We start from the raw sequence: 24629 nt of genomic DNA, 5'->3' as shown, positions 1-24629 counted from the left end.
GTTCCGCCCCGGCAATGGCTGCCTCCTCTCCTGGTTCGGTTGCGGTTTGACGGAATCGGTGGGAATCGCGAAGACGCCTGAGACAAGGTGCAAGAGCGCAGGCAAGGCTTGCGCTCGAACGCATCTGCTCCAGGGTTGGCGAGAGCAACCCGCCCCAATGATCGTTCCAGACGGGGGGATCGCGTGCCGATCGACGTCATCATCCGCGATTTCAGCGCCACCGACCGCGAGCCTTGCACCCGAATCTTGTCCAAGGCCGGCCGCCAGGCCTTCTACTGGGCCGATTGGCCCGTCTTCGACGGCCCTGGTTTCGATGAGGTCACGAAGGGCGAAAGAATATTGGTGGCCGAGGCGCGCAACCAGGTCGCCGGCTTTGCCGCCGTCTACACGCCTGAGAATTTCCTGCATCACCTCTATGTCGATCCCGACCTCGCCGGCTGCGGCGTCGGGGTTGCCTTGCTCGGCGAGGCCGTCAGGCAATACGGCCCGGCCCTGTCGCTGAAATGCCAGACCCGCAACCAGGTGGCGCGAAACTTCTATCGCAAATGCGGCTGGCTGGAGGACGAACAAGGCGGTGGGACCGACGGGATCGGCTCCTGGCTCTTCATCCGCAGTCCCCAGGCTGCCTTGCAGGCCGGCGCCTCTCGCGGGGACTGATCGGCCCCAATGGCCGTCTTGCGGGGCGCTTCGCGATGCTGGAACCCGTGAGCATCCCCGTGGACGCACGCTCAGTCGCCGATCGAACGAATGACCCTGGCCGGATTGCCTGCGACGAGCGTATTCGGGGGCACGTCCCTTGTGACCACGGAACCCGCCGCAACAACCGAGTTTTCTCCGATCGTCACCCCGCCGATGATCGTCACGCTGCCAGCGATCCAGACATTTCTCTCAATCGCAACGGGCTTTGCGATGACGGAGGCGCGCCGTTGCGAAGGCTCGAGGGGATGGCTGGACGTGAGAATGCTTACATTCGGGCCGATCATCACATCATCGGCAATATCCAGACCGCCAAGGTCGTAGAACGTACAGTTCTGATTGATGAAAACGTTGCGCCCGACGCGGGTGTCCGTCCCGCCGGTCGTGTAGAATGGCGGGATCAGCACGAAGCTGTCGTCCACCTTCCGGCCGATGAGGTCGCCGAACAGCGTCCGGACCTCATCCGCATCGTTGAACGTCAAGCGGTTGAGAGCCGCCGTGATCGCCATCGCCCGCTGGACGCTTGCCAGCATGGCCGCTGATTCAGGCGTTCTCCTGGGAATGATCTTGGTGCGATCATCGTGCGCCATTGGCTGTTTTCCTTCGGACACGGTCGAGTGAGCGTTCGACACATGGCGGCCGCGCCACGATTCGATGACGATAACGCCAGGGTTCTTGCGGCCGGTTTAAGCGAGAGCCCGTATGGATTTGGCCCTCTCCCATAAACCGGCCCTGCCCTGGCGGGCGCCGATAGGTTATCGTTCACGCAGCCTCATCCCGAGCGAACTCTGACAAAGAACCATGCCGATAGATCGCAGCCCCCCGCTTCCCGCGCGCTTTCCCGAAAGGCGCGACCAGACCTCGGGCCTCAATCTGGTGCAGGCAGCCGATCACAATCTGCGCGTTACTCTGGAGGCATTGCGGCGCGGCGGGGCGATGACGCGGCTCGAACTCGCCCAGGTCACCGGCCTCACCGTGCCGGGCATCGCCAACATCCTGCGCCGCCTGACCGGCGAAGGCCTGATCGAGACCAACAGCTCGGCGCGCTCGGACCGCTTTGCCATTCGCCGGGGCAGCGCCGTGTCGATCGGGGTCGATCTTGCCGGCGCACGGGCGAGGCTGATCGCCGCCGATCTTGCCGGCACGCCGCTCTTTGCCGAGGAAGCGCCGGCCGCGGAGAGCGAGCCGGCCGAGGCTACCGCCTGGATCCGGCGGGCGATCTCCCGGCTCTCGGCGACGGCACCGGGCGGCCGTCTGTTCGGCATCGGCGTGACGGCAGGCGAACATGCCGAGGCGATCCGGGCCGCGCTTGCTCCCTACCGGGCCATCGTCGAACGCGATACGGTCGCTGCGGCGATCAGCGAGAGGCAATCCGGCATTGCAACGGCAGATGACAGTTTCGTCTTCATCCTGCTCGGCGCCGCCGTGCGCGCCGGCATGATCATCGGCGGCACCGTCTTCGACGGCGCCGAGCACAAGGCCGGCCTGGTCGGATTGATGCGCACCGGCCGCGACGGGCGCTATCTCGACCAGGTAGCGGCGACCAGCCGCCTGCCAAGCCATGATTTGTCGGACCCTGCCGTGCAGCAATGGCTCGACGATGCCGCCGAGCATCTGACCGACATGATCATCGCCATGGCAGCCTTCATCGGGCCGCGCCTGATCGTGGTGGGCGGCCGCTTGCCGACGCTGCTTCTGGAAGCGCTTGCCGCACGCCTGCAGGTGCTGCGCCGGAGCCGGATGATCGACCCGACACACCCGTTCTGGCTGCCGGAAATCCGCTGCAGTACGCTCTCCGAGCAGGGCGTGGCACAAGGGATCGCGGCGATCCCCTTCCTCGATATCCTGCTGCCGGACATGCGCCGAACCGTCCTTGTCCGCCAGAGCCTCAGCGAAGATCGCGGGCCCGCAAGGGCGAACGCGTCCGCTGGGCCGGATCGGCCGCCTCCAGCCTGAGGGCATGGGCGAGCGGCATGGTTGCCGCCCCCAGCGCCGCGGCATCTTCCGAGCCCCCGGCACGATAGACCGGCGGTATCGGCCTTGGATCGCGTGCAAGTTCCTCGTGGACGAAGAGCAGCAGCTTGTCCATCAAGGTCACCGGCAGGCGGCCGCCGATCAACACCGCATCGGGATTGATCAGGAGGCCGATATCGATGGCCGCCTCGGCCAGATGCCGGGCCGCCATGCGCAGCCAGATCAACACCAGATCCTTGCCACGCTCGTCGAGCCCCAGCAATTGCTGGGGCTGTGTGACGGCGATGCCGTGCCGGGCCAGAAAGTCGTAGAGCTGCAGCAGCGAGACGAGCTGGCCGAGCGGCTGCACACCGTCGCCTTCCCGGCCCCCCGCAGGCGACAGCGGCAGCCAGCCGATTTCCCCGCTGATACCGCTGGACCCGTGATAGCAGGCGCCGTCGAGCACGATGCCCCCGCCCAGCCCCGCGCCGATGAAGATGTAGAAAAAGCTGCGGATCTCCACGCCGAGCCCATAGGTGAGCTCGCCGATCGCTGCGGCCGTCGCGTCATTGTCGATGAAGACAGGCTGTTCCGTGAAGGCGGCAAAGCGGGCGCGGATATCCGTCTCTTCCCAGATGGAATAGGCCTCGGGCATGCCGATGAAGGGAATCTCGCCCAGGAGGTCGGGAATGGCGAGGCCGATGCCGACCAGCTTGTTCTCGTCGATGGCATGGCGACGCCGGAAGGTCTTGAGAGCCTCCTTCACCTCGGCGAAGAAGGCGTCGGGCAGGAGATAGCGCACCTCCCGATGCAGCCGGTCACGCACCGTGCCGAGCGCATCGACGGCGACGATCGTGAGATGGTCGCGCCCGAGGCCGATGCCCACCGAAAAGCAGCCCTCGGGATTGATCTCCAGCTCGATCGCCGGCTGCCCGCGCATGCCGTAGCGCCGGCGTGCCTCGATGATCAGCCCGTCATCGAGCAGCTTTTCGGTGATGCGGGCGACCGCCTGCTTGCTGAGGCCGGAACGGCGCGCCAGCTCGGTGCGCGAAATCGGCTGGCTCCAGCGGATGGTGCGCAGGATCACGGCCTGGTTGTGGCTGGCGGCGTGGCCGGAATTGGAGCCGGCAAGCTCGCCCGGCAGGAGGGAGGATTTCATATCCGGACCGATCAAGCCGCACGCTATCCCATCTTGTCAACCGTGGCGCTCGGCGCGGGCATTCTCCTGGGAGCGCGGGCGTCGTCGCCCGCTCTTGAAAACGGGACGCTCGATGAAGAGAAGGCGGATCGTCAGACACTCACTTGAGTATCGTAGGGACGTCCGCCCTCCCGGAAAGTTACTCCCTCTTCAGCACCCAGCTGCGCACCTCGAAGGGCTTGAGATCCGGGCCATCGGCCCGCAACACCGCCTCTTCGAGGATGTCGACGGCCTCGCCGAGCCGCCAGCCCGCGGCCGGTTTGACGGCGAAGGCACCGCGGGCGCCGGCGGGCTCATAGACGCGCAGGATGAGCCCCCCGCCCTGTTCCGCCCGCTTGAGACCGCCAAGCCCGGCCGCGATGCCCTCGACGGCGAGCGGCCGATGCGACCCCGGATGCAGGCCGGTGGCAGCGAGTGCCAGCACCGGCTGGTTCAAATCGAGCGCCTCCTCGCGTACGCCGCCCTCATGCCAGCTGCCCTGGTGCGGCAGGAGCGCATAGGTGAAGCTCTGCTCGCCCTCATCGGCCAGCGGATCGGGATAGATGGGCGCACGCACCAGGCTCAGCCCGAGCACATTGCCCTTTACGCTATGGCCATATTTGGCGTCGTTCAGGATGGCGACGCCGAAACCGGGCTCCGACAGATCGGCAAAACGATGGGCCGGCACCTCATATTGGGCGCTCTCCCAAGAGGTGTTGTCGCGGGTCGAACGCCCTACGACACCGAAGGCACATTCGAAGGTGGCGAAGTCCGAGCGTACCGCCACCGGCGTCAGGGTCCTGAGCAGCACGCGGCGATCATGCCAGTCGAGATCGGTCCTGATCTCCAGGCGCGGCGAGTTGGCCCACAGCCGCAGGGTCTGGCTAATGGTGGAGTCGCGGAAGCGCCTGACGATCCTGACGGCAACGCGATGCGGACCGGTCTCGACGATTTCGATCGCCTCCACCGCCGTCAGTTCCTGGCCATTGGCGGTGTAGTCGTCCTCGATGTCCCAGGCATCCCAGTTGCGCGGTTTGTCCATGGCATAGGCCCAGAGCTGGTTGCCGCGGCCGGCCAGCGCCTCGCGCGCGGCACGCTTGTCGTAAAGGCTAGCGAGCGTGCCGTCGCCATTGAGTGCAACCCGCACGAAGCGGTTTTCGAGGCCGGTCTTCGAGACCATGAGGCCCGAGGTCGGCACCAGTCCAGCACGATCGAGCACAGCGATGCCCAGAGGAGGCAGCGTCCCTTCCGGCGCCAGGGGAGCGCCGTCGATTTCGCAGCGGATGGGCCGCGCATGAAGGTCGGGATTGACCACCACCAGCACATCCGCCGACCCGCTTTTGGGAAGCTGCGCCGCCACGGCGGCGAGCCCGGCTTTCTGCACTTCCCGGCCCGTCGCCAGCGCCTCGCCGAGCTCACGCTCGGCATCCTCGTAGATCTCGCGAATGCCCGAGCCCGGCAGGATGTCGTGAAACTCGTTCTTGAGCACCTTGTGCCAGGCCGGCTCCAGGCTGTCGGGCAGAGGGCCGCCGAGCAGTGCCGCCAGCGAGGCGACGGTCTCTGCCGTGATCAGGGCCCTCTCGGCGTGGCGGTGCAGCTTTTTGGTGTGACTTTGCGTGGTCAGCGTGGCCCGGTGCAGTTCGAGATAGATTTCGCCCGACCAGACCGGGATTTTCTCCGCCGGCACTTCGTTGTGTATACGAGCGTAGAAATCTTCGACCCGGACCGGCCTGAGCGCCGGGATCGCCGGGAAATCGGCGAGCTGGGCCTGACGCTCCAGCATTTCCGGCGTGGTGCCGCCGCCGCCATCGCCATAGCCGACAGCGAGCAGGCTTTCGTCATGGATGTCCTTGCGGCGGAAATTCTTCCAGGTCGGGATGACGGCCGCCGGTTCGGTCGAGCCATTATAGCCGTGCAGCGGATTGTCGAAGGTGTGGGCGATCACCCGGCTGCCATCGAGACCCTCCCAGAAGAAGAGGTCATGCGGGAAGCGATTGGTCTCCGACCAGTTCACCTTGATGGTGAAGAAGGAATCCATGCCGCCCTGCCTGAGCAGTTGCGGCAGGGCCGGCGAGAAGCCGAAGCAATCCGGCAGCCAGCAGACGCGATGGCGCACGCCGAACTGGCGCTGGAAGTAGCGCTGGCCGTAGAGAATCTGGCGCACGAAGCTCTCGCCCGTCGGCATGTTGGTGTCGGGCTCGACCCACATGCCGCCGATGGTTTCCCATTGGCCCTTCTTCACCGCCGCGGCGATATCGGCGAACAGCGCCGGATCGTCCTCCTCGATCTGGGCGTAATAGGCAGCCGTGGACTGATTGAAGACGAAGCTCGGGAACTGCTCCATCAGGCGCAGGGCCGTGTGGAAGGTGCGGCGCGCCTTGCGCCGCGTCTCGTCATAGGGCCAGAGCCAGGCGAGATCGATATGGGCATGGCCGGTGATACCGAGCTTGCCTTGCTGGGGAAAGCGGACCTTGAGGGCGCGCAATTCGGCGACGAGCGCATCATGCGCCGCCGCCACGCTGGCGCGATGGTCCTGCCGCAGGCCGTCGGGGTTCGATTTCAGGGCCGGCAACTGCCAGATCGAGCGCTGCTGGGTGTAGTCGCCCATGCGCGCGACATAGTCCGAGGTGGCCGAAGGCCAGTCGAGCGCGGCATGAGTGCGCTCGGCCGCGCCGACGAGATGGGGCACCACCTCATGCTCGCCCAGCAGCCGCGCTACCTCGGCCACCTGCTTGAGCAGCAGGCGCAGCCGATGCACGGATGGTTCGATGCGCGCCAGGCGTGCCGCCACCAGGCGTGGCTCGGGCACCGGCTCGCCGAAGGGGAGCCGGGCGACGCTGTCGGTCTCGATCGAGAAGCGCCGGCCGGGTACCGGATATTCCTGGTGGTAGGGATCGTGGCCGTAGCGCTTCTGCCCGGCCTCGCTCGTCAGCGTGACCAGGCTCTCGCCGCCGAGATCGAGGATCAGGCGGACCTCCTCCAAAGGCCAGGACTGGGGCACCTCGGCCTTGGCGGCGAAATGCACGACGCCGTCGCGCCTCGGCCAGTCGGCGCCGAGGGTGATCGGTTCGCCATTGAAGGTCCAGCCTTCGACGGCGACCTTTTCGTGCTCTCGCCAGAAACCGAGCTCGAGCACGCGGACATTCAGGCGATCGATCCGCTGCTGGATCGTAAGTGACATCTTAAACTCCTAGATAAAACAATATGTTATGATCTAACCTTTAACTGCTCCGGCAGTCAGCGCTCCCACCACCATGCGCTGCAGCGCCACGAAGGCGATGATGGCCGGGACGACCGCCACCAGGCAGGCGGCTGCCAGCACCTGGGTGGTGGAGGCATTGGAGGTGCCGGCGAAATTGAAGATCGCCACCGCGATCGGCAGTTGCGGATCCTTGTTGAGTAGCAGGAAGGGGATCAGGAACTGCGACCAGTTGAGGATCATGATCAGGATGAAGGCGGAAGCGATGCCGGGCGTGATCAGCGGCAAAGTGATGCGCCAGAAGATGCCGAAGCGGCTGCAGCCATCGATGGCGGCCGCCTCCTCCAATTCGCGCGGGATGGCGTCGATGGCGCTCTTGAGCAGCCAGGTGCACATGGGAATGCCCACGGCGATATAGACCATGATCACGCCGAAATGGCTGTTGAGCAGGCCGAGATCGCTCATATAGCGATAGAGCGGTACGAGGATGACGAGGGGCGAGACCATCTGGAAGGCGAGGATCGCCATCATCAGGGCCGAGCGGCCGGTGAACCAGAAGCGTGAAAAGGCATAGGCGGCCGGCGCTGCCACTGCGAGGCAGCCGAGCCCCCCGAGCGCCGAGAGTTTCAACCCGTTCCACAGGTAGACCAGGAAGGCGGGGTCGCTCAGCACCTGCTCGAAATTGGCGAGCGTCGGGCGCTTGGGGATGAAGCGGGCTGCCCCCAGAAACACCTCCTGGCGCGAGCGCAGCGCCAGCGACAGCAGCCACAGGAGCGGCGTCAGGAAGAAGGCGGCGATCAGCACGGCCAGTATATAGGTGGCGACATCGCCCCATTTCTCGCGGCGCTCGCCCTTCATGTCCGATCCTCCCAGCGTGGCAGGAAAGCGGCGTAAAACAGGGCCAACGCCAGGCTGATCGCCAGCATCAGCACGGAGAGCATGCTGCCGCCGGCGAGGTCGTAATTGCGGAAGACGGTGTTGTAGGTGAAGAGCGAGAGCACTTCCGTCGCCCGCCCGGGCCCGCCACCGGTGAGGGAGATGATGGCGTCGAAGGTATTGAGCGTCTGGATGGTGATCAGGATCGAATTGACCAGGATGGCGCTGCGCATCATCGGCAGGGTGACGAAGCGGAATTTCTGCCAGCCATTGGCGCCGTCGACATTGGCCGCCTCGTAGAGCGTAGGATCGATGCCCTTGAGCGCGGCGTAGAACACGATCATCGAAAAGGCCGTGCCGCGCCAGACATTGGAGATGATGGCCGAAATCATGGCGTTGCCCGGATCGGACAGCCAGGCCACCGGGGCGATATGCAGCATGCGAAGCACGCTGTTGATCGCCCCGAAAGGCGCCTCCGAGAACAGCATCTGCCAGATCAAGCCGTTGGCGATGCCGGGAATGACCCAGGCGATCAGCACGATGGTGCGGATCACCGTCATGCCGGGCAGGCGGCGGCGCTCGCCGCGGACCACCACCAAAGCGATGCCGAAGCCGACCGCCTGCTGGCCGATCACGCTCGCCGCGCAGAAGACGAAGGTGGTGAGGAGGATATCGCCGAGCGCCGCATTGCCGAGCATGGCGTAGAGGGTGTCGAGCGTATAGCGCTCCTCGGAACTGAGCAGCGTCGCATTGGTCAGGGACAGGCGGAAGACGTCGACGATCGGATAGAGATAGAAGGCGGCGAGCAGCAGCACGGCCGGCGCCAGCCAGGAGAAGGGATTGGTGTCGATCCGCCCGGCCAGGCCGAGCCCGCGCTGGCGGCGCGGCACGGCGGCAATGGCGGCCCTGGTCGTCGACATGGCGTCCCCCTCCTGTCTGGCCCCAATCTGCGGGTTCGGCTGTCCTTCCCTTATTTCTGCCGGGTATAGGCCGCCTGCACGGCGGCATTGGCGGCATCGAGGGCTGCTTCCGGCGTCTTGGTGCCGGCCAGCACCTCGCCCATCATCACCTGGATCTGGTTGGAGATCTCGGCATAGATCGGTACGCCCGGCCTGGCCTGGCCATGGGTGAGTGCCGCCGCAAAGGCCTTGTTCGCCTCGGTCTTGAAGACGTCGAACTTGTCATATTGCGCCTTGGAGGTCGGCAGTTGCTGCTGCAGGGCGTTGCCCAGCCCCGAATAGACCTCCTTGGCGATCGCCGCGCACATGGCGACCTTCTCCGGATCGTTGGCAAAGGCTCCGACCGTCCAGCCGCCGGTACCGGTGGCATTCTGCCCGGCGGTCGGTCCCGGAATCTCCGAGAAGGTCCATTGCTCGAAGGCTTCCGGCTCGAGAATGGTCTTGAGCTGGCCATATTGCCAGTTGCCGCCGATGAACAAGGCTGTCGTCCCGGCTGCAGCGGCGGCGTTCAGCTCGTCATAGTTCATGATGGTGGTGACGCGCTTGGGCGCCGCGCCGGAATCAACGAGATCCTTGAAGTATTTGACGGCCTTGAGGAATTTCTCGCGGTTCTCGCCCTCCGCGAAAACGGGCTTGCCGCTGTCGTCGACGAGTTTGCCGCCCTGGCTCCAGAAATTGGCGAGCCAGTCGAAGGTGGTGGCCTCCCAGCGCCCGGCATTGAAGAGCAGGCCCTCCATGCCCTTCTCCTTGGAAGCGAGAGCTGCCGCCTTCAATTCGTCCCAGGTCTTGGGGGCGTCCGGCACCACGTCCTTCTTGCGGTAGAGCACGCGCAGATCGGTATCCCACCACCAGGCATAGATCTTGCCGTCCTTGCCGGTGATGCCCTGGCGCACGAAGGGGAAGAGATCGTTGACCTCGTCCTTGGTGAAATAGGCGTCGAGCGGCTTGAGCACGCCGGCACCGATGAACAGGGCCAGCACGAAGGAATCCACCGCGGCGCAATCGGGGCCCCGCCCGGCTTTGGCCTGTTCGAGCATGCGGGCCTGCTCCTGGCCGATATTGTCGGACATGCGTTCGAGCTCGATCTTCCAGCCAGGATGGCGCTGGATGAAGTCGCCGAACAGCTTCTTGTAACCCTCCGCCCAGACCGGGTCGGTGCTGTCAGGCCCGTCGCCCGTGAGCCGGAAGGTCAGTGATTTCGGAGCATCGGCCGGCCCGATCCGGCTCTTGGTGACGAGGTCTTCGGCCTGTGACGAGGCGGTTGCGAAGGCAACGGCCGAGGCGAGCAACGCGGCAACCAGACGCTTGCGCATCTTGTTTCTCCCTGGGGTGTTTCCTCGATCGGGCGGATCGGTTCCGCCTCATGGTGGCGCAGTGACGCCACGCGAATAAATCACATCGATTTTATTGAGGCAAGCTTGTTCGGGAAATCGCGCAACGTGGTGCAGGCCATCGGCGTCGGGTGGTTGAAAAGCTGGTGGAAAGAGAGGTGCGATCGAGATCGGCTGGCTGTGGAGAAGCACTGTGCCCCGATCGCGGGCATGGCGATCCCGTGCCACCTTGCCTATGGTGCGCGACTCATTGTCGAGCGAGGAGCGCATGAACGGCAAGCAACACGCCACCGGAGCCAGCCTGCGCCTGGCCACGATCATTGCAGCCGAGATCGGCGCCAAGCCGCAGCAGGTCACGGCTGCCGTTGCCCTGCTCGACGAAGGCGCCACCGTCCCCTTCGTCGCCCGCTACCGCAAGGAGGTGACCGGCGGGCTCGACGACACGCAGTTGCGCGATCTCGCCGAACGCCTCGCCTATCTGCGCGAGCTCGAGGCCCGGCGCGAGACCATCCTTGCCTCCATCCGCGAGCAGGGCAAGCTCGACGACGCGCTCGAGGCCAAGATCGCCGCTGCCGCCACCAAGGCGGAACTTGAAGACATCTATCTGCCCTACAAGCCCAAGCGGCGCACCAAGGCCGAGATCGCCCGCGAGCGCGGGCTGGGGCCGCTCGCCGAGGCCATCCTGGCCGACCGGGCGGCTGTGCCCGCGGAGCTTGCGGCGGCCTATCTCGGCGACGAGGTCCCCGACGCCAAGGTGGCCCTGGAAGGCGCGCGTGACATCCTGGTCGAGCGCTTCAGCGAGAATGCCGAACTGGTCGGACGACTGCGCAGCTATATGAAGGAGCAGGCCTTCCTGCGCGCCCGCGTCATTGACGGCAAGCAGGCGGCCGGCGCAAAGTTCTCCGATTATTTCGACCATATCGAGAAATGGTCGGGCGTGCCCAGCCACCGCGCCCTCGCCATGCTGCGCGGCCGCAACGAGGAGGTGCTGTCGCTCGACATCGAGGTCGACGCCGACAATGCCTCGGCGGTGAAGCCGGTGGAGCGCATGATCGCCCAGACCTATGCGATCGCGGGCAGCCTTCCGGGTGACCGCTGGTTGCTGGAGGTCGTCGGTTGGGCCTGGCGCGTCAAACTCTCACTGCACCTTTATGTCGACCTGATGGGCGATCTGCGCGAACGGGCCGAGGAGGAGGCGATCCGGGTCTTCGCGCGCAACCTCAAGGACCTGCTCCTCGCGGCGCCGGCCGGCTCCCGCGCCACCATGGGCCTCGATCCCGGCATCCGCACGGGCGTGAAGGTCGCGATCGTCGACGGCACCGGCAAGCTTCTGGCCACCACCACCGTCTACCCCTTCCCACCCAAGAACAATGTGCGCGGCACCCAGGCCGAACTCGCCGCCCTCGTCCGCCGCCACAATGTCGAATTGATCGCCATCGGCAACGGTACCGGCAGCCGCGAGACGGAAAAGCTGGTGGTCGAGATGCTCGCCGCCCTGCCGGCGCCCAAGCCGCTCAAGGTCATCGTCAGCGAGGCCGGCGCCTCGGTCTATTCGGCTTCGGCGACGGCGGCCGCCGAATTTCCCGATCTCGACGTCTCGCTGCGCGGGGCGGTGTCGATCGCCCGGCGGCTGCAGGACCCGCTGGCCGAACTCGTCAAGATCGAGCCGAAATCGATTGGCGTCGGGCAATATCAGCACGATGTCGACCAATATCGCCTGGCCCGCTCGCTGGACGGGGTGGTGGAGGACGCGGTCAATGCCGTCGGCGTCGACCTCAACACCGCTTCGGCCTCGCTGCTCGCCCGCGTCTCCGGCCTCGGCGCCTCGCTCGCCGAAGGCATCGTGGTGCATCGCAATGCCAACGGTCCCTTCGCCAGCCGCAAGGATCTGCTCAAGGTCTCCCGCCTCGGCCCGCGGGCCTTCGAGCAATGCGCCGGCTTCCTGCGCATCCCCAATGGCAGCGAGCCACTGGATGCCTCTTCCGTGCATCCGGAAGCCTATGGCGTGGCCAAGAAGATCGTCGCCGCCTGCGGGCGTGACGTGCGTGCGCTGATGGGCGACAGCGCCGTCCTCAGAAAGCTCGATCCGCAAGCTTTCGTAGACGAACGCTTCGGCCTGCCGACGGTGCGTGACATCATCGCCGAGCTGGACAAGCCCGGCCGCGATCCCCGCCCCGAATTCAAGACGGCGACCTTCGCCGACGGCATCGATGACATCAAGGACCTCAGGCCCGGCATGCTCCTGGAAGGCACGGTCACCAATGTCGCCGCCTTTGGCGCATTCGTCGACATCGGCGTGCACCAGGACGGCCTCGTCCATGTCTCGCAACTGGCCGATCGTTTCATCAAGGATGCGCATGAGGTGGTGAAGGCCGGTGACGTCGTGAAGGTGCGCGTGGTCGAAGTCGACATCCCGCGCAAGCGCATTGCCCTCTCGATGCGGCGGGACGGCAACGCCAGCTCCGACAAGCCAGCCAGGCGCGACGACAAGGCCAAGCCAGCGCCGCTCCGCCCCAGTCAGGGCCGGCCCGACAAGCCGGCTGCGCAGGGCGCTTTCGGTGCAGCCTTGGCCGAGGCGCTGAAGAAGCGTTGAGGGTTCCTCTTGCTGGGAGAACGCAAGCACCCCTGCTCATAGGTGCCAGCATGAGCTGTGAGGGAATGCCAACTCTTACCCTCCCCCTCCAGGGAAGGGTAAGAGTCGGCGCTTTCTACCCGGCCTTGGCGATCGGCATGGCCTCGCCATAGAGCTCTCCCGCCGGGCGGGACCGTGCCTGCGGCGCCAGGGCCTGGCGGAGAAAGACCGGCAGCTGGAAGCGATGGCGTTCGAAAGCATCACGGCCGGTGATGGCTGAATCCGCATCGAGTTCGAGTATGAGCGCACCGGCATCGTCCTCGGCCCGATAGGTCACGCTGAAGCCCTCCCCGGTGCCGCTGGCCAGCACGTGGCGCCTTGTCCGGCAGCCGAAGAATTCAGGCTGGTCGAATGGCAACACGTTGACGAGCGGCGCAAAGAAGAAGCGCGAGCCCGCGGGCAGGCCACAATCGATGGCAATATGCTCGATACGGTAGCGCCCATGCGCGCGCTGGCGGCGCAGGTCCTTGGCTCCTCTCTTCAGCAGGACCGCCAGCGGCTCCTCCCCGCCGACGGCGAGGCGGAACGGCAGGATGTTCAAGAGCATGGCCGGTATGTTGGCGCCCACGCTACCCCAGCGGCTCATGAAGGGCAGCCATAGCGTCATCCGCCCTTTGCCGCCCCTTTCCTGCTCCGAGCCATGGCGCAGGAGATACAGGCCGGTCAGCAGGACCAGCAGATCCGGCCAGGCGATGCCCAGTTCGGTCGCGCTCTGCCGCAGGATACGGCCGAGATCGTCCGGCAGCCTGTCATGCGATTGCAGGCCCTCCGCTCCGTAGCCCTCGCCGGCCTTGTCCACCACCGGCAGCGAACCGGGACCGGCGAGATAGTCCTGCCAGAACCGACGATCCTCGGCGAAGCGCGGACCGGTGCGATAGGCCTCTTCCTCGGCCAGGAAACTGGCAAAGCGATCGAAGGGGCGCCCGGCGTCGGTATGACCCAACAAATGGGCATAGAGCTGCGCGCATCTTTGCTCGATCAAGGTGAGGCCGAAGCCATCGAGGATGATGTGATGGGCCCGGATGTACCAGTAATAGCGGTTCTCGCCGATGCGCAGGAGCCATTGCGCCGAAAGCGGGTGACGCGTGAGGTCGAGCTTGGCGCGAATGTCGGCCTGCATCAGCCCCATGGCCGCCCGCGCCGGATCCGGGCGATCGGTGAGGTCGATCTGCTTGACCTCGGGCAGGCGCCGCGGGTCGAGGCGCTGGCGCGGCAACCCGTCACTCCGGGCAACCGCAAAGCTCGCCGCGAGGATATCGGCTTCGTGCACGGTGCGGGCAATGGCCCGGCAAAGGGCCGAAACGTCGACTGCCCCCTCAATGTCGAGATAATGGGCGACGGTGGAGAGCGGCTGGTCGGGATGGAAGCTGAACTCTTCCCAGAAATCCAACTGCGGCGGTGTCAGCTTCATCCAGTCGAGGGGTGTGTCTTCTATCGGCATCGAAAAAATCCAGAATATTGGAAGGGGGTGTCGGGTGTCGGGACGGCCATCCGGGATCTCGGCGCATTCATCGAGCCAGCAACGCTTCGACCTGCCTTGCATTGCGGCAGCGCAGCAGGTGCGCCGGGGTCAGGCTCACGCCGAACTCGCCGCTGATACGGCCGGCGACGGTCTTCAGATGCGACGGCAGCAGGCCCATCGACACGAAATCCGCTCCCTCGTCGTGGCCATCCTGACGCGCTTTACCGAGCACGCTGAGATAGATGTCGAGGATGCGCCCGCTGGAGGACAGCGATGCCGGAACCGGGCGAATTGCACCGTTCCCGCCACCTTCGGCTGCGTCCGATCCGAGCAGGATCTGCCTGGCGCGGTTGCGGTCCGGCTTGCCATTGGCCGAGAGCGGCAGGGCCTCCACGCGAAGGAAGCGGATGGGAATATGGGTCTCGGGCAGGCGCTGGCGCGCGAAGGCGCGCAGCTCCCCGACGGGAAGCCCGGATCCCGCCTCGCTCACATAGATCGCTGCCAGCGCCAGTTCGCCAGCGTCGCCGACGGGATAGTCGACGACCAGGACATGCTTGATCGAGCCATGGGCTGCGAGCTCATTCTCGATGTCGGGCAGCGAAACCCGGACACCGCGTATCTTGACATAGCCATTGACCCGGCCGGCGAAAATCAAGGTGCCATCAGGCCGGTAAAAGCCGCGGTCGCCCGTCTTGAAGGCCCGAACCTGCCGCCCGTCCTCGGCGGAGATGGAGACGAAGTCGTTCTGGCTGAGCCTGCCGTCTTCCAGATAGCCGCGCGCGACGGCCACGCCGGCCGTATGGATGCGACCAACCACATGGGGCGGACAGTGTTCGCCCTGTTCGTCGAGCACGAAATAGCTCACGCCGGGCAAGGGACGCCCATAGGGAATGATGGCGGTATCATCGGGGCCGATCTCGTGCCAGATGCTCCAGATGGTCGTCTCGGTCGGGCCCCCCAGCGAGATCAGCCTGGTGGCGGGGTGGGTACGACGCAACTGCTCGATCACCGTCGGCTTGATGTAGTCACCGCCCTGCGCGATCAGCCTAAGCGACTTCAGCTGTTCGCCGCGCTGGCAGGCGAGCAGCATTTCCAGGATGGCGGGAACCGAGCACCACACCGAAACCCGATGCCGTTCAACCAGCCGGCTCCAGCCGATGGCGTCCTTCTCCTCGCCAACGGCCGGCATGACCAGGCTCGCGCCGGCGCACAGGGCGCCGTAGATATCGAACACCGACATGTCGTGATGCAGCGGCGTGACGGAGATGAAGACATCCTCGGTGCCGATGCCCCAGAATTGCAGCGTGTGGTCGATGACGTTCCAGGTCGCCCTGTTGGCGACAACCACGCATTTCGGCTTGCCGGTCGTGCCGGAGGTATAGAGATAATAGGCAGCGTCCTCGCTGGCTGACAGTTCGTTCAAGAATTCCGATGCGGCCCGCCCGTCTGCTGCCACCTCGGCTGAGAGCAGCGCCTCGACGGGCAAGGCCCCGATGCCGGGTGCGAGACTGAGGCCGACCACGAGCGCCGCCCGGCAGTTCTGCAGGAGATAGCCGACACGGTCCGGCGGCGATCCCACATCGATGGGGACCCAGACCAACCCCAGGAGGGAACAGGCGAGCGTGACCATGACATGCTCGGGGCTGCGCGGAAGGCAGACCGCCACCACCTCTCCCCGGCTGAGGCCGCGCTCGCGCAGGCCTGCCATGATGCGCGAAACATGGTCGCCGAGTTCGGCATAGGAGATCCGTCGTTCGCCGCAGATCAGGGCATCCTTGGCGATGGTGCCTCCGAACAGATGCGCGGCGATGCGGGCAAGGAAGCCGGCAGGCGCCAGGTTTGTCGGCTTGTCATTGTGGCTGTAATGGCTGAGGTCGAGGACATCGCCGGCCGGCAGGACGAGTTCGCCACGCCGGCCGACCGCTGCAATCGCCCTGGCCATGGCCTCCAGAATAGCCTCGACCACCGTACCGTCGATGGCTTCGCGGGCATGATCGATGCACAGGACCAGGTTCCTGTGTTCGTCCATCGACATCCGGATATCCATCGCCACTTGCGGTGTCTGCGTCAGGCCGCCATGCAGGCGCACCGGGCTGTCCTCGGCCAGCGTTTCCCAGGACAGTCCGTTGGTGACGACCACCGGCAGGGCCGGCCCTTCGGAATGGCGGTTGATCAGGACCCTGTTGATATCGACGCCCGAGAAGGCAAGGTGCTCCAGGCCTTCGAGCGTGTCGGCCTGCAGTCGCCGGGCACGGTCGTCGAAAGTGCCCTCCCCGGCCCGATAGTCGACAACGATGAAGGTGGAATCATTGCCCATCGGCCCCGTCGGCAGGGCAACGGGAACGCCGACGCAGAGCCCCCCCTCGCTTGTCCAATGCGCCAGGGTTTCAAGGATCACCGCCGTCAGGACGGAATGGCGGAAGAGCGTTCGGGCAGCGCCGACCTTGGTCAGCTTGACGAAATCGTCCCGCGGCACGGTCACGCTCCGGCGTTCGTAACGGGAGGCCCTGATCTCGGCCAGGGGACGCTTCCAGGGCAGCCGCGGCGGTTCGGAGGCGGTTTCCAGCTTGCGCGTCCAATAGGCCGCATCCGCCTCTCGCTCGGCTTGTGCCGCAAGCGTCCGGTCTGCCGCCGGCGCCAGGAGGGAGCTCGTTGCGAGGGGAGCCGAGCCAAACAGCTGACGCAGGATCGTAGCGATCGAGCGGCCGTCCACGACGAGGGCGTCGAAACGGGCGAACACCACATGGGAATCGTAACTCCCCTCCCCGGACTGCGGCTGGGGAAGGTGGAACACCAGCATGTGCCAGGGTGGCAGGCTGAGATCATGCAGATGGTGCGCGTAGCTCTCCCGCATGGCGTCGATCCTCTCCCAGGCCTTGGCCGCTGGCAGGCCGCGCAGGTCGATCTCATCGAGATTGAGCCTCGCCTCGTCATCGACGTGCTGGGCCAGGTTCTCGGCGTCGATGCGGTTGCGAAGGCAGGGCACAGTGCGCACGAGGGCGTGCAGGCGGGTCTTGAATTCGTCGATAGCCAGCTTGCCGCGATATTCGCGAAATTCCTGCATGGCGACGCCACCGAGTGGGAACTGGTCGCCGCGGCCGAGGAGATAGGCGCGCTGCAAGGGGGTGAGCGCCCTTTCGGGAGCTGAAGAATGAGCCATTGAACGAGGTTCCTCGGGAGCCGCGGGGCGGCCGGTGTGACGGATGGCGGCAGGCTTGCTTTCGACGCAGGCGGCCAACACAGCTTCGACGGGCTGGCTCAAGGCTTCGGGCACGGTTGCAACATGTCTCACGCAGGCGAGATAGGTCTCGAACATCGCCTTGACCCAGGCCTCGGGAATGGCGTCCAGGCGCACGTCCCAATTGATCAGGATACCGCCATAGGCCGAGACGACCTGTGCATCGAGCGCGACCTGGGGCCCCTGCGAAATCACAAAGCCCATGGCGCCGAAGGTCCGGGTGACCCGATCCGAGAACAGCTCGCCACGAAGATCGAGGCCTGCCGTGAAGACCACGGGCGCAAGCTGCACCTCGCCATTAAGGCGCGAGAGATCACGCATGATGCTCGGCCCCGGATAGGCGGCATGCGAGATCGCCTGGGTCATCTCGGCCCCGATGCACCGGCACAGATGTTCGACCGACTCACCTGCGACGCGGGTAACCGGCAGGATCAACGGATTAGAAAACTCGCCGATCATCTCATCCACGCCATCCGCATAGGGCAGGCGATGGAACATCGGCACGTTCAGGCGGAAGCGCCGGGATGGCGTGCTTGCCCCGAGCACGGCGGCGAAAAGCCCGAGCATCAGGGTTGAAAGGGTCAGGTGATGCCGCCGGGCCATCCGGGTCAGCGCCTCGCGCTCCGATGGACCGAGCTGCGCGGCAAGGCGATCGCTGCATATCCCTGCCTGTGGCTCCTCGGGAGAGGGCAAGGCGGGGGCAGGCGGCATCTCGGAGAGGCGGGAGCGCCACCATTCCCGGTCTCTCTCGCGCCGGGCCGCCAGCTCACCATCCGCCTCCATACGGGTCAGATAGTCGAAATAGGAGGCCTGCCGCGGCTGGCCCGGCATATCGCTATCCTCATAGAAGCGGGCCAGATCTTCCATCAGCCGGCGAAAGCTCTGGGGATCGACGGCGATCATGTCGGTGTCGACGTGCAGGCGGCAGCGGTCGCCCGGCAGCAGGCTCAGGCTGAGGTCGCAGACCCGGCCGAGATGAATGGGCAGGCTTTGGTTGGTCTTGGCCTGACGCTTGGCCGATAGCGCCTTGGCGACGGCCTCCTCCCCGAGGGTGCTGAGATCATCGACCTCCAGCACCGGGCCGTCGCCATCCACAGCCTGCAGGCCGTCGGCGCTGACGCGCAGGCGCAACATCGGATGCATTTCGCCGAGACGTTCCACCGCCCGCCGCAGCGTTCCCACGTCCAGCCCCTGGTGATCGAATTCCGCATAGAGATGCGCCGCGACGCCACCCATCGCGGCAGCGGATTGTCGCCCTACCCAGTAGGCGGCCTGCATTATGGTTAGTTCTCTCATCTCAAATTCGCGATATTGACAATCTACCTGAAATATAATCATGTAAATTTAATGGTCAATCGCACACATTGAAAATATAGTGTGCAGTAAAGAACCATTCAAAAGAGCGCAAATCCTGATTATAGGAATTACAATAAGGGCAGTAGTTATGCAGGCTGGGGCCGTTGCAATGTATGCTGATGAGAAAACTATCTCCTCGGCAAGCGGTAGCAATTTACTATTCAGTACCGGAAGCAGAGAACTGCGCTCCTTCGGGCCGCGTCGGCTGATCAGCATGCCTGCCCGCGGGGGCGAGGACTGGGGCAGCCAGTTCCAGCGCAGCGTGCGCCAGGCGCTGGACGAGGCGCGGGCCGAGGGCCAGGACAACCCTATCGTGATGGGGGCCATTCCCTTCGACATGCGCGAGCCATCCTGCCTCTATGTGCCGCAGGTCTATGAATGGCGGGAACGCCAAGCGCCCCGAACCGCTGGTAGCACGGACCGGCTGCCGGCCCTGCTCGACCAGCGCAGCATTCCCGACGAGCCCGGCTTCAAGAAGGCGGTCGAACAGGCGATCCTGAACTTTCGTCATGGCGACATTCGCAAGGTCGTGCTGTCGGTCATGCGCGAATTGCGGTTTGCCGGATCCGTGGACGTGGATGGCCTGCTCGACAGCCTGCGCATGCAGAACACCAGCGGCTATCAGTTCCGCGTGCCGCTGCCCGATGGCGGGGAATTGATCGGCGTCAGCCCGGAACTGCTGCTGCAGAAGGAGGGCGATCGCTTCGTCTCCAATCCGCTGGCCGGCTCGGCGCGGCGCCAGCCCTTCCCGGAAGCCGATCAGGCCGCCGCCGATGCCCTGCTGCGATCGCCGAAGGATCTCTACGAACACCGCGTGGTGATCGACGACATCCGCCGCGTGCTCGAACCGCATTGCGCCGAACTGGTGATTCCGGACTCCCCTTCCGTGATCAGCACCGCCGCGCTGTGGCACCTGTCCACGCGGCTGCATGGCCGGCTCATCGATCCGCAGATGAGCGCGCTGCAGTTGGCTTGCCGCCTGCACCCCACACCGGCCGTCTGCGGCACACCCACCGACCAGGCCCACAAGCTCATTCGTTTCGTGGAGCCTTTCGAGCGCGGCCTGTTCACCGGCATGGTGGGCTGGTGCGACAGCCGGGGCGACGGGGAATGGGTCGTCACCCTGCGTTGCGGTATCGTCGAGCGGGAAGTCGTTCGCCTGTTTGCCGGCGCCGGTATCGTCGAGGCGTCGCAGCCCGAGGCCGAATGGGCCGAGACCCAGACCAAACTGAAGACCATGCTCAACGCCTGCGGCCTGGCGGCATGACACGATCCCTTCAGACCCAACCAGGTTACGCTATGAACGTCGACTTCGTGCGCTGGCCGGAAAGTCTGGCGCAGCGCTACCGGGAACGCGGCCATTGGCTCGACCAGCCCCTGACCCGTATCGTCGACCAGCAATGCCGCGAACGCCCCGACGCCCTCGCACTCATCTGCGGCGAACGCCGGTTCAGCTATGCCGAGATCGACCGGCTGGCCTCGAACCTGGCCGCCCGCCTGAGCGCCCTCGGCCTCGGCCATGGCGACACTGCGCTGGTGCAATTGCCCAATGTCGCGGAATTCCACATCGTCTTCTTCGCGCTGCTCAAGATCGGTGTCGCGCCGGTCAACGCCCTCTACAGCCACCGGCGGCTGGAAATGAGTGCCTATGCGCGGCAGATCCAGCCCCGATTGCTGATCGCCGCTCGCCGGCACGAGCTTTTCAGCGACGAGACCTTTATGGGCGAACTGCGCTCCATTTCCCCGGCGCTCGCCCAGGTCCTGCTGCTGGGCGAAACATCGCCCGACACCAGCCTCGACCTCTGGCTCGCCGAGGGCGGGGCTCCCTCCCATGGCGGTACGCCCACCAGGGCGGACGAAGTCGCCTTCTTCCAGCTTTCCGGCGGCAGCACGGGCACGCCCAAGCTCATTCCCCGCACCCACAACGACTACGACTATTCCGTCCGCGCCAGTGCCGAGATCTGCCGTCTCTCGCCGCAGACACGCTTCTTGTGTGCCCTGCCGGCGGGTCATAATTACGTGCTCAGTTCGCCGGGCACGCTGGGCGTGTTCCACGCCGGCGGCTGTGTCGTCATGGCCCCCAATCCCGAGCCGCTCGGCTGTTTCGCACTGATCGAGCGGCACGGCATCGACATGGCGGCGCTGGTACCTTCGGCCGTGGCGCTCTGGCTGCAGGTCGTGCCGGGACATGAGGCGGCCCTGCGTTCCCTCAGGCTCATTCAGGTCGGCGGCGCCAGCTTCGCCGAGGCGCTGGCCCGGCAGGTGCCGGAAAAGCTCGGCTGTGCCCTGCAGCAGGTGTTCGGCATGGCCGAAGGCCTGGTCAACTACACCAGGCTCGACGACGCGGACGAACTCGTCTTCACCACGCAGGGGCGCCCGATCAGTCCCGATGACGAGGTCAAGGTCGTCGATGAAGAAGGACGGGACGTTCCCGACGGCGAGACCGGCATGCTTGCCACGCGCGGGCCCTACACGTTCCGGGGTTATTACCGCAGCCCCGAGCACAATGAAAAAGTGTTCGACGTCGACGGTTTCTACTATTCGGGCGATCTCGTTCAGCGCTCGGCGCAGGGCTATCTGCGCGTCGTCGGCCGCATCAAGGACCAGATCAACCGCGGCGGCGAGAAGATCGCCTCCGAGGAGGTCGAGAACCTGCTGCTGCTGCATCCGGAGGTGATGCAGGCCGCTCTGGTGGCGATGAGCGATCCGCTGCTGGGCGAAAAGAGCTGCGCCTTCCTGGTGGCCAGGAAGCCCGGCCTGCCGCCCTCGGCGCTACGCCAGCATCTCATCGCCCAGGGCGTGGCCGAATACAAGCTGCCGGACCGCTTCCGCTTCATCGATACCATGCCGCTGACCCCGGTCGGCAAGATCGACAAGAACCGGCTGCGCCAGCAGCTGCAAAACCCACCCGTTTCCCTATCGACCTGACGAAGGTGCCCCATGGCCATTCCCTCCATCACCGACTATCCCATGCCCACGCCGGAGGCGTTCCCCGCCAACCGCACGCAGTGGCAGCCCGATCCGGCCCGCGCGGTACTGCTGATCCATGACATGCAGCGCTACTTCCTGCGTTTCTACGATGCCGACGGCGCCCTGGTGCGCCAGCTCGTCGACAATCTCGTCGCCATCCGGCGATGGGCGCGGGAGCGGGGTGTTCCCGTGGTCTACACCGCCCAGCCGCACGAACAGCCGGCAGCGGACCGGGCCCTGCTCAACGACATGTGGGGGCCGGGCCTGACCACGGCCGACCCGGCCCTGCAGGCCATCGTGGCGCCCCTTGCACCGGAAGAGGGCGACACAGTGCTGACCAAATGGCGCTACAGCGCCTTCCAGCGTTCCGAGCTGCTCTCGCTTCTGCGCCAATGGGATCGCGACCAGCTGCTGGTCGGCGGCGTCTACGCCCATATCGGCTGCATGATCACCTCGGCGGATGCCTTCATGAACGACATCCAGCCCTTCCTGGTCGGCGATGCCGTCGCCGATTTCTCGCCGGACGATCATCTGATGGCGCTGCGCTACGTGGCGACGCGCTGCGGCAGCGTCGTCACCACCAAAAGCCTCGTCGACATGGCCGCCCCCACCCTGAGCCGGGACTGGCTGGTCCAGCGTGTGCGTGCGCTCATCGAGGAGGAGGTCGACTTCGATCCGGACGAGAACCTGATCTATTACGGCCTCGATTCCGTTCAGGTCATGCTGCTGGCCTCGGAGCTGAAGGAGCGTGGCGTCGCCGTGCGCTTCGAGGAGCTCACGCGCATTCCCACACTCAATGCCTGGTGGTCCTTGATCGAGGGCAAGCAACCTCAGGCCATTGCGGCGTGACCGGATGAACGTGATGACGTCATGGAATTTCGCCGGCAAGCGCGTGCTGGTCACGGGCGCGGCCGGCGGCATCGGGCGATGTGTGGCCGAACGCTTTCGCGCTGAGGGCGCCAGGGTGGTCGGGCTCGACCTCGCCGCGCCCAACGCAGGCGGGAATGGCAATGCCGAAGCGGAGCTTATCGCGCTCGATATCACCGATCCCCGGCAGGTGGACGAAGTATACGACCGCATACTTGGCGAGTCCGAAAGCCTCGACGTTCTCGTCAACGCCGCCGGCGTCCTGCGGCTCGGAGTGGCCGAGGACCTGACGCTCGACGACTGGCAGGCCTGTTTCGGTGTCAATGTCAGCGGCGCTTTCTACCTCATGCGCCGCTGCATCCCGCTGTTCAAACGCCAGCGTTCGGGCGTGATCGTCAACGTCGCCTCCAATGCCGCCCATGTGCCGCGGGTTGGCATGACCGCCTATTGCGCCTCGAAGGCGGCAATGGTCAGCCTCAGCCATTGCGTCGGGCTGGAACTCGCCCCTTTTGGCGTGCGTTGCAACGTGGTCTCGCCCGGTTCCACCGACACCCCGATGCTGCGCGGCATGTTCAAGAACCCCTCGGATGGGCAGCGGCTGCTGGCCGGCCTGCCCGAGCATTTCAAGCTCGGCATTCCGCTCGGAAAGCTCGCCTCACCCGAGGAGATTGCCGATGTCGTCCTGTTCCTGGCCTCCGACCGCTCCAGCCACGTCACCTTGCAGGACGTGGTCGTGGACGGCGGCGCCACGCTGGGCGCCTGATCTCAAAGGATTTGCAACATCATGACCATTGCCACCGCCCCGGAGAGCGAAAAGGACCGCTCTCCCCAACGCGTCCGCCACGAAGTTCGCCTGCGCCAGCTCGAAGTGCGCCGGGTGACGCGGCTTGCTCCCTCGATGACGAGGATCACCCTGGCCGGCCCGGCACTGGAGGGCTTTACCAGCCTGGGTTTCGACGACCATGTGAAGATGTTCTTTCCTGCGCCCGGCGAGAGCCGCCCGAGCCTGCCCCATATCGGGCCGGAAGGCATGGAATTGCGGGAGGATCAGCCCAAACCCATCACCCGCGACTACACGCCCCGGCGCTATGATCCCGCCGCCGGCGAACTCGACATCGACTTCGTGCTGCACGACGAGGGCCCCGCCAGCACCTGGGCCGCCGGCGTGAAGGCCGGCGACGAAGCCTGGATCGCCGGGCCGCGTGGCTCTTTCGTCATCCCCTTCGCCTTCGACTGGTATCTGCTGATCGCTGATGAGACCGGCCTGCCCGCTCTCGCCAGAAGGCTCGATGAATTGCCGGCCGGAGCACGGGTGCTGGCCTTCATCGAGGTCGACGGCAGGCAGGATCGCCTGCCGCTCGATACGGCCGCCGACGCGACGGTCGTCTGGGCCCACCGCGGCGATGCCCATGCCGGGCAAACGGGCGCCCTGCTCCAAGCTGTGCAACAGGCGGAATTTCCGGCCGGCGACTACCATGCCTGGATCGCCTGCGAGTCGCTCCAGGCCAAGGAGCTGCGCCGTTTCCTGATTGGGGAACGCGGGGCCTTGCCCAAATGGGTGCGGGCATCAGGCTATTGGCGGCGCGGCGCCACCGCGGTGCATGACCATCATGACGACTGAGAACGCGCTGTCCGTTCGGATGCGGGAGGCCGCTCCCGAACGAATGCCATCGCTGGAACGGATCCGGCAGGAAGTGGCAGAGGTCCTCGATCTCGCGCCCGAAGACGTGCCCGAGGAGCTCAACCTGATCGAGATCGGCCTGCACTCCCTCGCCATCATGACTCTGATCGGGCCGATCTCGCGGCTGGCCGGCGTCAGGCTCGATTATGCCGATTTGGCCGCTACCCCGACGGTTCGGGCGTGGAATGCCCTCATCGAGCGCAAACGAGCAGCAGCCCTTTGACAACGAAGA

The 24629-nt window shown here is 65.6% G+C and carries 17 protein-coding genes; 9 read left to right on the top strand and 8 right to left on the bottom strand.

Annotated features, from left to right (window positions below; translation table 11 throughout):
- Positions 1-183 precede the first annotated feature (183 nt).
- Positions 184-657, top strand: a complete 474-nt coding sequence (locus QM672_RS15455) for a GNAT family N-acetyltransferase (protein WP_415083594.1) — start codon at positions 184-186, stop codon at positions 655-657.
- A gap of 71 nt (positions 658-728) precedes the next feature.
- On the opposite strand, the gene QM672_RS15450 is transcribed toward QM672_RS15455, so the two are convergent.
- Entirely contained in the window at positions 729-1286 is a 558-nt protein-coding gene (locus tag QM672_RS15450) for a sugar O-acetyltransferase (protein ID WP_415083592.1), read from the bottom strand.
- 211 nt (positions 1287-1497) lie between these two features.
- Here QM672_RS15450 and QM672_RS15445 point away from each other — a divergent pair, with 211 nt between their 5' ends.
- A complete protein-coding gene (locus QM672_RS15445) occupies positions 1498-2652 on the top strand; it encodes a winged helix-turn-helix transcriptional regulator (RefSeq protein WP_415083590.1) in 1155 nt (384 codons plus the stop codon).
- On the opposite strand, the gene QM672_RS15440 is transcribed toward QM672_RS15445, so the two are convergent.
- The 5 genes from QM672_RS15440 to QM672_RS15420 form a co-directional block, all read right to left on the bottom strand.
- A complete protein-coding gene (locus QM672_RS15440; RefSeq protein ID WP_415083588.1) occupies positions 2585-3808 on the bottom strand; it encodes an ROK family transcriptional regulator in 1224 nt (407 codons plus the stop codon). The two genes, QM672_RS15445 and QM672_RS15440, sit on opposite strands and share 68 nt — an antisense overlap.
- 178 nt (positions 3809-3986) lie before the next feature.
- A complete protein-coding gene (locus QM672_RS15435) occupies positions 3987-7007 on the bottom strand; it encodes an alpha-mannosidase (RefSeq protein WP_415083585.1) in 3021 nt (1006 codons plus the stop codon).
- Positions 7008-7040: 33 nt separating this feature from the next.
- Positions 7041-7883 (bottom strand): carbohydrate ABC transporter permease, encoded by an 843-nt coding sequence (locus QM672_RS15430; RefSeq protein ID WP_311941199.1) that lies wholly within the window; start codon positions 7881-7883, stop codon positions 7041-7043.
- On the bottom strand, positions 7880-8821 hold the full coding sequence (locus QM672_RS15425) for a carbohydrate ABC transporter permease (RefSeq protein ID WP_415083583.1): 942 nt from the start codon (positions 8819-8821) through the stop codon (positions 7880-7882). The genes QM672_RS15430 and QM672_RS15425 overlap by 4 nt, the downstream gene beginning before the upstream one ends.
- A 50-nt stretch (positions 8822-8871) precedes the next feature.
- Positions 8872-10173: an extracellular solute-binding protein gene (locus tag QM672_RS15420; protein WP_415083581.1), complete on the bottom strand. Its 1302-nt coding sequence runs from the start codon at positions 10171-10173 to the stop codon at positions 8872-8874.
- Between the two features lie 286 nt (positions 10174-10459).
- On the opposite strand from QM672_RS15420, the gene QM672_RS15415 reads away from it, so the two are divergent.
- Entirely contained in the window at positions 10460-12784 is a 2325-nt protein-coding gene (locus tag QM672_RS15415) for a Tex family protein (RefSeq protein ID WP_415083579.1), read from the top strand.
- Between the two features lie 115 nt (positions 12785-12899).
- Here the strand turns inward: QM672_RS15415 and QM672_RS15410 are convergent, their stop codons facing one another.
- Positions 12900-14264 carry a condensation domain-containing protein gene (locus QM672_RS15410; protein ID WP_415083577.1) on the bottom strand — a complete coding sequence of 455 codons (1365 nt, stop codon included), beginning with the start codon at positions 14262-14264 and terminating at the stop codon, positions 12900-12902.
- A gap of 67 nt (positions 14265-14331) precedes the next feature.
- On the bottom strand, positions 14332-18819 hold the full coding sequence (locus QM672_RS15405) for an amino acid adenylation domain-containing protein (protein ID WP_415083575.1): 4488 nt from the start codon (positions 18817-18819) through the stop codon (positions 14332-14334).
- 148 nt (positions 18820-18967) lie between these two features.
- On the opposite strand from QM672_RS15405, the gene QM672_RS15400 reads away from it, so the two are divergent.
- From QM672_RS15400 to QM672_RS15375, 6 genes are read left to right on the top strand one after another with little or no spacing between them, the layout of a single operon-like run.
- A complete protein-coding gene (locus tag QM672_RS15400) occupies positions 18968-20146 on the top strand; it encodes an isochorismate synthase MenF (protein WP_376717741.1) in 1179 nt (392 codons plus the stop codon).
- 32 nt (positions 20147-20178) lie between these two features.
- A complete protein-coding gene (locus QM672_RS15395) occupies positions 20179-21807 on the top strand; it encodes a (2,3-dihydroxybenzoyl)adenylate synthase (protein ID WP_415083573.1) in 1629 nt (542 codons plus the stop codon).
- A gap of 12 nt (positions 21808-21819) precedes the next feature.
- Positions 21820-22698 (top strand): isochorismatase family protein, encoded by an 879-nt coding sequence (locus QM672_RS15390; protein ID WP_415083571.1) that lies wholly within the window; start codon positions 21820-21822, stop codon positions 22696-22698.
- Positions 22699-22711: 13 nt separating this feature from the next.
- The gene (gene dhbA, locus QM672_RS15385) at positions 22712-23479 is read left to right on the top strand and encodes a 2,3-dihydro-2,3-dihydroxybenzoate dehydrogenase (RefSeq protein WP_415083569.1); all 768 of its coding nucleotides are present in this window, start codon (positions 22712-22714) and stop codon (positions 23477-23479) included.
- 21 nt (positions 23480-23500) lie between these two features.
- Positions 23501-24337 (top strand): siderophore-interacting protein, encoded by an 837-nt coding sequence (locus QM672_RS15380; protein ID WP_367624408.1) that lies wholly within the window; start codon positions 23501-23503, stop codon positions 24335-24337.
- Positions 24327-24620 (top strand): phosphopantetheine-binding protein, encoded by a 294-nt coding sequence (locus tag QM672_RS15375; RefSeq protein ID WP_311941166.1) that lies wholly within the window; start codon positions 24327-24329, stop codon positions 24618-24620. The genes QM672_RS15380 and QM672_RS15375 overlap by 11 nt, the downstream gene beginning before the upstream one ends.
- Positions 24621-24629: the final 9 nt, after the last annotated feature.

It is taken from the genome of Labrys sp. (in: a-proteobacteria), from assembly GCF_047605565.1.
Classification (GTDB): domain Bacteria; phylum Pseudomonadota; class Alphaproteobacteria; order Rhizobiales; family Labraceae; genus Labrys; species Labrys neptuniae.
This window is presented reverse-complemented; position numbering and strand designations above follow the sequence as displayed.